This window comes from Fictibacillus sp. FJAT-27399 (assembly GCF_001510655.1).
In the GTDB taxonomy this organism is placed as follows: domain Bacteria; phylum Bacillota; class Bacilli; order Bacillales; family Fictibacillaceae; genus Fictibacillus_C; species Fictibacillus_C marinisediminis.
Window position 1 is genome coordinate 325,533 of the sequence record NZ_LMVC01000003.1, and the last position, 12,495, is coordinate 338,027.

General features: G+C 42.6%; 11 protein-coding genes. 6 read left to right on the top strand and 5 right to left on the bottom strand.

All coding sequences use genetic code 11. The features are described from left to right. Positions 1-407: 407 nt before the first annotated feature. Positions 408-905, top strand: a complete 498-nt coding sequence (locus AR335_RS15745; protein ID WP_062237665.1) for a hypothetical protein — start codon at positions 408-410, stop codon at positions 903-905. 260 nt (positions 906-1,165) lie between these two features. Here AR335_RS15745 and AR335_RS15750 read toward each other — a convergent pair whose 3' ends face one another. The 3 genes from AR335_RS15750 to AR335_RS15760 form a co-directional block, all read right to left on the bottom strand. After that, complete coding sequence (locus AR335_RS15750; protein ID WP_062237667.1) at positions 1,166-2,419, bottom strand: CDP-glycerol glycerophosphotransferase family protein; 1,254 nt, start codon at positions 2,417-2,419, stop codon at positions 1,166-1,168. A gap of 156 nt (positions 2,420-2,575) precedes the next feature. Further along, entirely contained in the window at positions 2,576-3,607 is a 1,032-nt protein-coding gene (locus AR335_RS15755; protein ID WP_062237670.1) for an acyltransferase family protein, read from the bottom strand. A 200-nt stretch (positions 3,608-3,807) separates the two neighbouring features. Next, complete coding sequence (locus tag AR335_RS15760; protein WP_062237672.1) at positions 3,808-4,686, bottom strand: AraC family transcriptional regulator; 879 nt, start codon at positions 4,684-4,686, stop codon at positions 3,808-3,810. Between the two features lie 196 nt (positions 4,687-4,882). On the opposite strand from AR335_RS15760, the gene AR335_RS15765 reads away from it, so the two are divergent. Further along, positions 4,883-5,800 carry an alpha/beta fold hydrolase gene (locus tag AR335_RS15765; RefSeq protein ID WP_369795848.1) on the top strand — a complete coding sequence of 306 codons (918 nt, stop codon included), beginning with the start codon at positions 4,883-4,885 and terminating at the stop codon, positions 5,798-5,800. A gap of 79 nt (positions 5,801-5,879) precedes the next feature. Further along, a complete protein-coding gene (locus tag AR335_RS15770) occupies positions 5,880-6,545 on the top strand; it encodes a DUF975 family protein (protein ID WP_062237674.1) in 666 nt (221 codons plus the stop codon). Between the two features lie 59 nt (positions 6,546-6,604). Here AR335_RS15770 and AR335_RS15775 read toward each other — a convergent pair whose 3' ends face one another. Together AR335_RS15775 and AR335_RS15780 are read right to left on the bottom strand one after the other, a co-directional pair. Further along, positions 6,605-6,901 carry a hypothetical protein gene (locus AR335_RS15775; RefSeq protein WP_062237676.1) on the bottom strand — a complete coding sequence of 99 codons (297 nt, stop codon included), beginning with the start codon at positions 6,899-6,901 and terminating at the stop codon, positions 6,605-6,607. 141 nt (positions 6,902-7,042) lie between these two features. Then, positions 7,043-7,684, bottom strand: coding sequence for a LysE family translocator (locus AR335_RS15780; RefSeq protein ID WP_062237679.1), 642 nt, complete (start codon positions 7,682-7,684; stop codon positions 7,043-7,045). 199 nt (positions 7,685-7,883) lie between these two features. Between AR335_RS15780 and AR335_RS15785 the strand changes: the two genes are divergently transcribed. From AR335_RS15785 to AR335_RS15795, 3 genes are all read left to right on the top strand, one after another. Continuing rightward, on the top strand, positions 7,884-9,593 hold the full coding sequence (locus AR335_RS15785) for an SH3 domain-containing protein (protein WP_062237681.1): 1,710 nt from the start codon (positions 7,884-7,886) through the stop codon (positions 9,591-9,593). Between the two features lie 179 nt (positions 9,594-9,772). Then, positions 9,773-10,348, top strand: a complete 576-nt coding sequence (locus tag AR335_RS15790) for a transposase (protein WP_053356929.1) — start codon at positions 9,773-9,775, stop codon at positions 10,346-10,348. Positions 10,349-10,550: 202 nt separating this feature from the next. Continuing rightward, positions 10,551-12,437 (top strand): S8 family serine peptidase, encoded by a 1,887-nt coding sequence (locus AR335_RS15795; protein WP_062237683.1) that lies wholly within the window; start codon positions 10,551-10,553, stop codon positions 12,435-12,437. Positions 12,438-12,495 lie beyond the last annotated feature (58 nt).

The window sequence follows — 12,495 nt, forward strand, 5'->3', positions numbered from 1 at the left end:
CAAATAAAAAAAGATAATAGAACATAACCGCTCGGCTATCTAAGGTAAATAATATCTTTTAGAGAAAATTGCTTGTCTGTTAAACCTAATCGTTAACATCTTTTGGTTCCAATGAAGATAGGTTTGTCGTACAATCTACGGAACGCAAACCTCTATCAATTGTTGCAAGAGGATGCAAGATAGGATTATCTTCATATTCTAAGTGCGTACCCGATGAAGTGAAAACTTTCTTGTGAAAATGATGATGTTCGAACAGCTCTTGTAATTGCAGAAATGCCAATTTTCTTAGGGAACCTGTTCCAAACCCTCGCATTGTTCCCCAATATAAAATCTGAATTGTCCGAAAAACACGAAACTATTATTGTGATTTTTCGTCTAATTCTTTAAGGGGGGGAGTTAAAATTAATATGATAAGAAAATTACCGATTGTGTTAGTTTTTTTAAGTTTATTATTCTTGGCAGCTTGCACATCGAATGAAACAAATAGTGAGGTATCATTACCAGAAGGTGTTCCTGATTTTGTTCAAGAAAGTGATTTTGAAAAAATTAATTGGGATAAAAAAGCAGTCACATTCAATGGCAACATTATTGGGAATGAAAATAAGTCAGGAGTTATCGGTGCAGACGCTCCAAGTTTAATCAATGGTCAAAAATGGATGTGGCATCTTTGGGGAATCGAAAACACAAGGCAAACAGAATTAACAGTAGTCGGTTATCATAAAGAAACAGGTATTGTTCATCAAATATTAACAACTGGTTGGACAATAGGACTTGGAGGAGAAAATAATGGAGCAGATGCTCACGCACCTTCAAGTGTAAAGATTCCTAAGTCGGGAGAATGGGCAATTCTACTTTATACTGATGGAAAATTATTTGATACGTTGATTTATGAAATCAATGAATAAGAAATAAATTGAATGACATTTTATTTTCTTGCAAAACCCGCTCAGAAATATAACTGAGCGGGTTTTATTATTAATTATTGGAATTCTAAAATTGCTTTCCTTAAATAAACCTGTTATAACGAATAACCGTGCTTTTTCTATTGCTAATTAACATACAAATTTACTGTGAATTACTTTGTGAATTCGATTGAGAATTGTCATTTTCTCCTCGTCAACCGAACCCGTTTTTCAAATAGGGTGCTTTGCTGATTTTTACATTTTTATCTGGATAGCAGGTAATCAATGACTCGGTCTGAGGAATTGCCGTCATGCATGCCGCAGAATGTTTTATAAAAATCCTTATATTCAGGAGAGTTGTCTTTTAAGACTTTAGGCAGTGTTTGCAGCAATTCTTCTTCAGTGTAGCAAATCTCTCCTGCTCGCTGCTCACTTAATTCAAAATAAGCTCCTCGTACTGAGCCGACATATTGGTCGTAATCAGGGACATAATAAATAACGGGTTTTAGGCTGCAGTACCAGTCAAACACGATCGATGAGTAATCTGTAATGAGAACATCAGCTGCGCACATAAGTTCAATGGCATCGTCCCAGCCACTGACGTCAATTACACGGCCAGCGAGACTTGTTAATTTATCATCAGAGCTGCTCATATGATGAGAGCGGATAAGCAGGATAGCGTCTTCAGGAGCATGCTCTATAAATTTAAATGGATCTAGCATTAAATTGAATTCAAACATTGAGTTCCCAAGGTGTTTACCGTCCCGCCAAGTTGGAGCATAAAGGTAGATGGGAGCATTGTTATTTTGCACTCCGAGTTTTGCTCTTATTTTTTCTCTGACGTTTGAGTACCTTCTTTTGTCATAGAAAATATCATTGGAAGGATAACCGTATTCAACGATTTCTCCTTCGTATCTAAAAGCAGATTGGAATATCTCTGTAGAATAATGATTGGGAGATAATAAGGCATCCCATTTGGTTGATTTCACATAAAATTCAGGCGTCGACCGTTTTTCTAATGGACGTGATGAAATGTCCCAGTGCAGTCTTTTGAACGGTGTGCCGTGCCATGTTTGAAAGTAGAAGGTCTCTGGCCGGTGGTACCAAAGCGGAAATGTTGTGTTATTAATGATAAACCGTGATCTGGCAAGAAAGTTATAGTAATCAGCGGATGCTCTATCAACAATGATTGGATCTCCGGGAATCTTTTCGTTGCCGGCATAGCACCAGACATATGTATAATTCGGATAACGTTCGATCATGCGTTCATAAATGTACCTTGGATTCCCGGTATACTGTTTGCCTAAGTTACTTTCAAAGAAGAACATGCGCTGATCAACTTTATTGGACTCTGCTGCTTTTTTGTATTGCCAAGGTATTCCGAATCCGCGTGACTGCGCAATTAAATTAAAGACTTCCGGATATTTAGGGAATACATCCTTCTTTAAGTCATCTTGAGAAATAGTCGAAAAATAGTCCAAAACAAAGGGGTTTAAATCCAAAGAATCAGTTTTCATTTCTCCACCTCCAGTGGCATTTGAAAAACATTTTTATCCATTGTTATCTTTTACCTATTATACAGTAAGCCTAAACATCCGCCAACGAAGTGTTCGAGGGATGAATGGCCGTAAAAAAACAGATGTCTTGGAGGGGACATCTGCTTTTGGGAGAAGCTATGCTGTTTTGACCAGTTTCGGAGATATCGTTTTTATTTTACGGTTAGTATTGCCTACCACATACGATCCAAACGGCAGTAAGGATATTACTTTTATGATCGCCATTGAAATTAAAAGCGTTATAAAGAAGAGCGAAAATACTTGCAGATGGGTTTGGTCGAACCATTGAGCCGTATAGGGTGCAAGATAGCGCTGAACCTGCCAGTGGATGAGATAAATGCCAAAAGAGTAATTGCTGATCAAGTTCACGATTTTAATATTTGGCAGCAATTGGCCCCAAGCCAGAACGAGGAGACTAAGCGATACGGTTAATGGAAACAGATCTAAACGCTTCGATCCGACGCTGACATAACCTGATTTGTAAAAAATCAAGACAATTGCGAGACTCAGAACTGCCCCAAAGAGCGTGTGGTATCGGTATTCTTGCAGCTTGGCAGCGATCGATTTGTAATTTTTTCCAATCGCATAAGCAATGGTAAAATACGCAAACCATGCCGTAAACGGAATTTTTAAATACGATAAATTCTCTTTGATCCATGGGTGCTGGCCTTCCATCAATTTAAAATGAAGGCTCATAACAAGAATGCTGATTGGGATCAGCCAGTTCATCTTGATGTTGTATTTCGTGACAAAATAATGCAGGATATAAAATTGAAAAATGATCAGAACGAAGTATCCTTCGTAATTTCCAAGTAGATTGTTTTTAATCATAACAGCAATATCGATATTCGGGTTGAGATGATAGCTGACCAGTGCATCGATCACCGCAAAGGCGAGAAACGGAGCAAGAATCCACTTCACACGCTTTTTCCAAAAGTTTTTCGGAAGCTGATCGGGATAGCGGTTTGCAAGGATGATCTCAGACAGGATGACAAACGTCGGTGTGGCATAACAAAGAGCGATACGCAGCAGGCTGTAAACCCCGGACGCAGGATAACCTCCGACAGAGACAGCTGTCAGCGATGTACTGTGCAGAAATACAATGCTTAAACAGGCTAGGGTGCGTAACAGGTTCCATTCTTTAATCAAGGGTATTTTCCCCCTTTCCTGAAAAATGTGGCGTTCCTAAGCAATTCATGAACACCATAACAATGAAGAAGGAAAGAGAGCAACAGAATTCGACATTCTTAATAATTATTTATAGAAACTTTATAAAATATTTAAAAAGAAACGTACTGAAAAGACGGCAGTTCCTTGATGGTTCAGGAAATTGCCGTCTTCTTTGCAGGTTATTTTATAGGGACCAGAATGTCCATCTGTTTGGATTCAGGGCTTATGCTTCGTTCATCGTACAGCTCGATCTCAACTCCGCCGGCATGTTCGTAGCCGGAAGAAGGGAACCATTCTTTGAAAATGTACTGCCATGTCGCCTGAATGCTGTCGGAAAACTCGTTTTCTGCAACTTTCGGGGTAGTGAATACGGCATACTTGGTTTCTGGGAACGTCCTGGCCACAAGGCCTTCAGGAACGTTATTGGAATCCGTAACTTCAGAGCAGATCAGGTAACTGAACGAGCCGTTTTCCTGGTTAAAATCTGTGCAGATGCCGAGTTCCACTGAAGGGTCCATCTTGTTGGGGATAGCTTCTCTCATCTTATTGTTTTGTAAATAGGTCTGCCAAAAGACAGGGATTTCTTTTAGATTTTTACCATCTTCAGAAGTGGTTTTGAGTTCATAACCGATGACGTTAAATTCAGGCTTCATATAAATTTTCGGCTGCATAAATGGTCCTCCAACAATAGGTTTTTTGATGAGGGCGGCTTTTTCAGGAAGCGTAAAGGTGTACAGCTTCTCTTTTCGGAACTGTGTGGGTGTCACCGCGAATAGCTTTTTGAAAGCTCGGTTAAAGGATTCGTGGGAAGAAAACCCGCAGCTGAAGGCAATGTCCACAATCTTAAGCTCTGAATGGACAAGCAGGTCCGCTGCGTGCGCAAGTCTTCTTTTCCGGATGTAGTCCATCACCGGGTGGCCGACCAGCATCAAAAAGACGCGGTGAAAGTGAAAAGGCGAAAAGCAGGCAATCCTGGCGAGGTCCGGAAGCGTCAAGGGTTCTTCCAAGTTCTCCTCGATATAGTCAATCGTATTCTGAATGCTGTTGAAGTAATCCATACGTCCGCCTCCCTCATGACTCTATCTTAATGTGCAGCAGATATTAATTCTTAACCTTTTTTGCTGTGTTTCGGAGTTTTGTTATTTTGGTGCCAGGCACCCGCGTTTTGACATGTGTGTAATCGTGGTGCCTGGCACCAATTTCTTATTCGGCAAATGGGTGAATGAAGCCTTCTTTTCAGGAAGTAATGTTAAAATGAGGATAAGAATAGAAGACAAAATTGGGTGCCAGGCACCACGCGATGGCACCGTCAATGAAAGGGCGATGTACATGTTTTGCGATCTTGGAGATATTCAGGTTCATTATGAGGTACATGGGGAAGGGAAGCCCATCATCATGATTCATGGTTTCTCGCCGGATTACCGGTTGATGGAAGGCTGTATGGAGCCGGTTTTTAAAGACCGAAGCGGGTTTCAGCGAATCTATTTGGATCTGCCGGGGATGGGCCGGACCAAAGGGGAGTATTGGCTGACCGGGACGGATGATATGCTGGATGTTGTGTTGCGTTTTATTGAAAAAGTAATACCCGGACAATCTTTTTTACTTGCTGGTGAATCCTATGGAGGCTATCTGGCGAGAGGCGTCATGACTAAAATGGGGGATAGGGTAGAAGGCTTGCTCACGATTTGTTCACCGATCTACGCAGAACATGAAAAAAGAGAGCTGCCGGAGCATACGGTCATTAAAACAGATGAGCAGCTAATCGCATCCCTTCCGTTGGAAGAAGCCAGGGAGTTTGCGTCTATAGCAGTTGTACAGGATGAATATGTACTGAAACGAACGAGGGAAGAAATCATACCAGGTGTGATGCTGGCAGATCCTGTTTTTCTGGAAAAAATAAAGCAAAACTACGCTTTTACCTTTTCTATCGACTTACAGAAACCCTTTGAGAAGCCTGTGCTGTTTTTTACTGGCAGGCAGGATGCTGTTGTCGGCTTCAAAGATCATTGGGCCATCATGGATCAATTTCCTCGTGCATCTTTTGCTGTATTGGACCGGGCGGGGCACAACCTGCAGATTGAACAGCCCGCAGTCTTCAATGCTTTAGTTGCCGACTGGCTGGACCGATCAGAAGAAGCCCTTCACCTAAAAAAAGAGCATATTGCAAAATGACTTGTGATATAATGGCTTTTTCCAAAGAATAACTATTTTGCAAAAAGAATTGAAACAAAAAAGGTAAGGTGAAAGAGGCATGAGAATCGGAGAAATAAAAAAGGAAGCAAGGGTTGCCCTGGAAAACAAATGGGGCTTTGCGGTTCTATTGACGTTCCTTTTGGGAATCTTTACGTTTTTTCTTCCTAACTTGATTGATTTTTTTCTATTGGGAGGAAAGGACGAATTTAATGGAGCTGAACGAAATCTATCAGCATATATTTTTTCTTGGATTATTAACGGTTTTGTTTACCCAATCACGATTGGCTTTAGCTGGGTCTTTCTGAGCCTCATAAGGCGTGAGCCTCAAGAAGTGAAGAACATGTTTCAGCCTTTCTTGGACATCGGTACGTTCTTAAAGATTATTGGAACAACGATCCTGGTATGGATTTTCACAGTTCTTTGGACCCTGCTATTGATTGTTCCGGGTATTATCAAAGGGCTTGCATATTCGCAAACATTCTATGTCTTGAAAGACAACCCGGGGATTTCGATTACGGGTGCCATCACCGAAAGCCGCAGATTAATGGACGGCTACAAGTGGAAGTACTTCCTTCTTCAGCTTAGTTTTATCGGCTGGGTGATCCTGGCGGTTGTGACACTGTTTATCGGGTTTCTATGGCTGATGCCTTATATGTCCGCATCTTCAGCTGAATTTTACAATGAAATCCGCCAGGCTAAAAACAATGATTCTTTAGAGGCTTAAAATAAGAAAGGCATCTGTGCAACGAAGCACGGATGCCTTTTTTGTGATGAAATGGAGCCTTACTCTTTCAATAATAAAAATTCCCCTGTCTCGAGGTGGTTTCCGTAATGTTCCGCTTCTTTATGATCTACTCCTAGAAAGACGAGTCTCTCTTTTCCTGAGAGATTCTGTGAGAAGGATGAGTTGTCGGATTGGTCCAAAAAATGCTGTATGATCTCCTCGTTATCTTCTTTTTCTTCAATGGTCTCATAAGGCCCAACGACTAAAAATGTGCTGTTTTCGTTTTTCGGTTTCAGTTGATTCCGTTCTTCCACTGCTTCTTGTTCTGTCTTATAAACACCAACTACCTTAAACATTTTTCTTCCCCTCCCTTACAAGTGTGAAATATTTAAACGATGAAAATAACTTTCCAATCAATACCCGTAATGCTTCAATTTGTAACATTATGTCACAAAAAAAATCCTCTTGGCAGCTTCAAGAGGATTGGTGAGCGTTGTTTAGTTCTGCTTTTCTAAAGCGAGTTTCATGCCGAAGCCGATGAGTACCACACCCGTTACTCCCTGCATGACACGCTGAGACGCCGGCCTTTTCATAAAGACACTGATCTGGTTGATCAAATAGACGTAAAAGAAAAACCAGGCCGCTGTCAGAAGTGTGTAGGTGAGACCCATAATGGAAAATTGCACAAAGGCGTTGCTGCCGCGTTCAAGAAATTGCGGAAGGAACGTTAGGAAGAAAAGTGCGACCTTTGGGTTTAGAAGATTTGTAAGGAATCCCTGTCTGAAACAAGATGAGGACTTTCGGATTCCGGGTGTTTGATCTGCAGGTTCCGCAGAATAGGCTGTTTCAATATTCCGGTCCTTTAATGACCAGAGCGACTTTATTCCGATGTAGATCAGATAGACCGCCCCAGCATACTTGAAAATAGAAAAAAGCATTGCCGATTTCACAATGATGGCAGACAGGCCTACAACAGCTGCTACGGTGTGAATGAGCAAGGCGCCGCATGTTCCAAGCATGGTTTTAAAACCGCCAGTCTTTCCTAGAGATAACGTGTTTTTCGTGGCAATGGCTGTATCAGGGCCGGGAAGAATAATCAGGCAAACCGCCATGACCACAAAAAGAAGAAAATGCTCCATCGTTTTATACCGCCTTCCCCTGTTAAATTTTATTCCAATGTACCACACCCTAATATCTGGTGCCAGGCACCGCGATTACACATATGTCAAAACGCGGTGCCTGGCACCTGAATTTTTAGTAGAATTTTGGTGGATTTTTCCGTCGATTTGCCGATAGAAATAGTAGAAGATAGAAAGTAAGAAAGGGGGCTTACAGCTTTTGAGAAAGTTTACTTCACTGGCTCTCATCCTGGCATTTATTTTATCTCTTTTTACCACACATGCAGACGCTGCAGCGAGCCAAACAAAAGCAAAAGTTACAGCATCGATTCTAAATGTCAGATCGAAGCCCAGTACCAGCAGCAGTATTATCGATAAACTGAAAAAGGATGCAGCCGTTACGATTAAGGCAGAGTCTAACGGATGGTCTCAGGTGACTTTGAAAAAGGGGACAGGCTGGGTATCATCAAAATATCTGAAAAAAATCAGCGTATCCGCATCCTCTGCAACAAAAACAGGATACGTGACGGCTTCCTCTCTCAATCTGAGGGAAAAGGCCACGACCTCCAGCAAATCCGTTTTGCTATTGAAAAAAGGAAACAAGGTTACCATCTTAAAAACGTCAGGTTCTTGGTATTATATTCAGGCAGCCGGAAGCAAGAAAGGCTATGTGTCCAAGAGCTACATCTCTACGAAAGTTCCTGTGCCATCTTCAGCACCAAAGGCAAAAACAGTGTATGGCTATGTGAACGCTTCTTCTTTTTTAACGCTGAGAGAGAAGGCATCAACGACAAGCAAATCTCTGATGCAGCTGAAGAGAGGAACAAAGATTACCATCCTGAAAACATCAGGTTCCTGGCACAATGCAAAGGCTCCTAATGGAAAAACAGGCTGGGTTCTTAAAAGCTATGTAGCCAGCAAGGCCCCTGCCCCTGCCCCGGCTAAAACGGTTTATGCCTATGTTAATACTGACTCTTTGAACCTAAGAGAGAAGGCAACAACCTCAAGCAAGTCGTTGATGACCTTGAAAAAAGGCCAGCAGGTAAAGGTTTTGGACCCGGGAAGCACATGGAGCTATATCCAGGCTTCAAACGGCACAAAAGGATGGTTGTCTAAAAAATACTTATCAGCGACTGCTCCGGTAACCGTACAGCCTTCTGTTAAAAAAGGATACGTCACGACGAATGATTTAAATGTAAGAGAAAACGCGGGTACATCTTACAAGATCTTGGCTAAGCTGAATACCGGAGCCGAAGTGCAAGTGTACTCAAGCAAAGGAGACTGGCTGAACATCAAAACATCCAGCGGAATAAAAGGCTGGGTACATAAAGCCTACATCACCTTTACCAAAATTAATGACAATAACCTTTCTCTCCCTTCAAGTTTCCCCAGCCTAAGAGGGAAGAAAATCATGATTGACCCCGGGCACGGCGGCTATGACGTAGGGGCTGTAGGTGCGGGCTACGGTACATATGAAAAAAATGTAACGTTATCCACCGCGCTTATTTTAGCTCAGAAGCTGCGAGCGGCAGGAGCCAAGGTCTATATGACACGCTCCACCGATACAGCCATCGCGTTAACTTCACGCCCGCAATTAAGCAATAATTATTTGGTCGATGCGTTTGTAAGCATTCACTATAATTCAGGGCCTTCTGCCGGAACAGGAATTGAAACGTTCTATCAGCCCGGTTCTGTATACAGCGGACTGGCTTCCCTTGTACAGCAGGGCGTTGTGAAATATACAGGATTTAAGAGCCGTGGAATTGCTGGGAAAAACCTTCAAGTTCTGCGTACCAACAAGCGTCCATGTGTTCTTGTCGAGCTCGGGTTCTTATCCAATAAAAGTGAAGAGCAGATCGTCCGAACATCCGCTCATCAGCAAAAAGCAGCCGCCGGCATCGCCGAAGGACTGAACAGCTACTTTAGATAACTATGGTGCCAGGCACCGCTTTTACACACTTGTGTAATCGCGGTGCCTGGCACCATATATTTTTTTCTTGCCTTAGGCAGGGAAGTGAGAAAGGCTGTAGAACATAATATTTTACCTCTTCGTTTTGCATCAATCTCTCCCCATCATTTAATCCCCCAATTCCTGAAAGGAGCCCCGTAATGCCGCGCAAACAACGAACCTGGTTTCCGGGTGCGATCTACCACATTACCTGCAGAGGAAACCGTAAAACACCTATTTTTCATGAACGTGAAGATTACCTCTATTACTTATATTTGCTGAGAAAGACAAACAAGCGCCATCCTTTTAACCTTCATGCTTATTGCCTCATGCCCAACCACACCCATCTCCTTCTGGAAACAACCGTAAGCCCCCCTGGTGAAGCTATGGGATACCTGAATACACAATATGCAAAGTACATTAATCGAAAATACGATCAGGTGGGACATGTGTTTCAGGGCCGTTATGGCGCTTCTCTCATTGATTCCATGATGTATTTAATTGATGTCAGCCGGTACATCCATCAAAACCCTGTAGCGGCTAAGATGGTATGCAATGCAGAAGATTACGAGTGGACGAGTTACAGGCACTATATCTCCGTGGGAATAGACCAAGGAGTAAAAGTGAAAACCGATTACATCCTCTCTCAATTCCCAACCCCTAAGCAGGACAATTATAAGAGTTTCATAGAGGGAGCAGAATATGGCGAGATCGTGAGAAGGACACCGGTGCTGTAACTTTTAGTGATTTGAGTTTGGTGCCTGGCACCGGCTTTTGACACTTGTGTAATCGCGGTGCCTGGCACCACACATCATGGCACCGCACACCAACACCGCACACCAACAAAATTTCCAATATTTTTAAGATATTTCATTTTACTAGAAAAGAAAAATGATATAATAAAGCTTGCATAAAATTAGACAAAAGATGGGGAAGAGAATGAATACATTTAAACGCACGATGTCCATTTTAACCGCTGGATTGGTAGGTACAAGCCTATTAGGAACAGCTGTCCATGCGCAAGGAACAGAGCTTGCTAAAAGAAACCTATTCTTTAGCACACAAACGATAGAACAGCCGTCCGAATCCATAGATCTAGCTAACGTTAATAAAAGAGAAATTATTGTAAAAACGAAAGAAGGAAACGCGTTTACACCTTCTTCATACGGCCTGGAAACCACCTCGGCACCTTCTATCCTGAAAGAAGAAGGAATCAGTGTTTACCAGGTTCCTAACGACAAAAACTATGAAAGAACACTGTCACAGATCAAAGCTGATCAAGCTGTGGAATATGCTGAACCGAACTACCTTTCAAAAAGAACAGCTGAGACGGTAAAGCCAAACGATAAACTGTATGACCAGCAGTGGGCATTAAAAAAGATCAACTGGGCAAAAGATCTAGTGAATCCGCCAGCAGGACAGAAACCGGTCATCGTTGCTGTTTTGGACACAGGAGTTAATGCTGCTCATCCCGACCTAAAAGGGAAGGTGCTCAAGGGCAAAGACTTTGTGAACAACCTTAAAACGGCCAATGATACGGTCGGCCACGGGACTGAGGTCTCCGGAATCATAGCCGCAGCGACTGACAATAAGATCGGCATCAGCGGTTTAAACAATCATGTTCAGATTCTTCCTGTACGGGTTGGCGGGAAAGTAAGCATTCCTAATTCAAGCGCGATCGCCGGTCTTCATTACGCTATAGACCACGGTGCGAAAGTCATTAATATGAGCTTTGGATCTGCCGAACCGAGCCAGGCAGAATATGATGCCATCATGGAAGCTGTCCACAAAGGAATTATTCTGGTAGCGGCTTCAGGTAACGAGAATCCAGTGTACGGTGTGAACTATCCGGCTGCCTATCCGCAGGTCATCAGTGTCGGTGCGACGAGATACAACGATGTTATCGCTCCGTTCTCGAGCAGAGGGCCAGAACTCGATGTTGTCGCTCCAGGAACAAACATCATGACGACGCTTATGAACGGGAAATACGGCTCACAGGATGTTTCAGGGACATCATTTTCCGCGCCGATGGTTTCAGGACTGGCATCTCTTTTACTAACGAAAAATCAAGCGCTGACACCTCAGCAAGTCGAATATATGATTGAAAAATCAGCATTCAAGCCTGATCGTGAGGGCTATAAAAACGCTGCCGGGCTGACTGATTTTTATGGATACGGAAGAATTGATGCAGCCAAAGCTTTAGAGACGAAATTTCCTTCTCTTGCTGGAGATACAACGGATATTCCGGCAAAAGCCAAGTGGATGAGCAAGGGAACGGTTTACAAAGATAAGTTTGATGTTCCGTTTGATGGGGACATGTACCGTTTTAAATTAACGAAAGAATACAATGTGAAGATTGAAGTATCAGCCACAGCAGGCATGGATCCAGTCGTTGCCGTAGACAGAATCACAGCTGACGGAAAGCTGACGTATGAAAAAATTGCTGATAAAAGCGGTGTGGGCAAAGCAGAAACATGGTATGCCAAACTGAAACCGGGCATTAATTATGTGACCGTTTATGAAGCGAACAACCACTGGTCAGCAAAGCCTTACAGCGTTAAATTCACTACCTTCGAAGCTGTTGCTCCGGCTGCTCCCAAGGTAAACAAAGTCGATAGTAACGATAAATACGTTACCGGAAAAGCAGAAAAAAAATCAAAAATAGAAGTTAAAAAAGGGAAGACTGTTATCGGAAAAGCGGCGGCGAGCTCTTTAGGTGCCTACAAAGCTCCGATCAAAGCCCAAAAACGCGGAACGGTTCTCTATGTGACCGCGACTGATGCAGCAGGCAACAAAAGCAAATCTACTAAAGTTACTGTAAAATAACGAAATCCAGTCATCAGCTTAAAAAGCTCTCCGATTAGTATCCGGAGAGCTTTTTGTA

What these genes read in the sequence shown, in the direction of transcription:
- AR335_RS15745 (WP_062237665.1), top strand. Translation starts at nt 408, where the DNA reads ATGATAAGAAAATTACCGATTGTGTTAGTTTTTTTAAGTTTATTATTC.
- AR335_RS15750 (WP_062237667.1), bottom strand. Translation starts at nt 2,419, where the DNA reads ATGAAAACTGATTCTTTGGATTTAAACCCCTTTGTTTTGGACTATTTT.
- AR335_RS15760 (WP_062237672.1), bottom strand. Translation starts at nt 4,686, where the DNA reads ATGGATTACTTCAACAGCATTCAGAATACGATTGACTATATCGAGGAG.
- AR335_RS15765 (WP_369795848.1), top strand. Translation starts at nt 4,883, where the DNA reads ATGAGGATAAGAATAGAAGACAAAATTGGGTGCCAGGCACCACGCGAT.
- AR335_RS15770 (WP_062237674.1), top strand. Translation starts at nt 5,880, where the DNA reads ATGAGAATCGGAGAAATAAAAAAGGAAGCAAGGGTTGCCCTGGAAAAC.
- AR335_RS15775 (WP_062237676.1), bottom strand. Translation starts at nt 6,901, where the DNA reads ATGTTTAAGGTAGTTGGTGTTTATAAGACAGAACAAGAAGCAGTGGAA.
- AR335_RS15780 (WP_062237679.1), bottom strand. Translation starts at nt 7,684, where the DNA reads ATGGAGCATTTTCTTCTTTTTGTGGTCATGGCGGTTTGCCTGATTATT.
- AR335_RS15790 (WP_053356929.1), top strand. Translation starts at nt 9,773, where the DNA reads ATGCCGCGCAAACAACGAACCTGGTTTCCGGGTGCGATCTACCACATT.
- AR335_RS15795 (WP_062237683.1), top strand. Translation starts at nt 10,551, where the DNA reads ATGAATACATTTAAACGCACGATGTCCATTTTAACCGCTGGATTGGTA.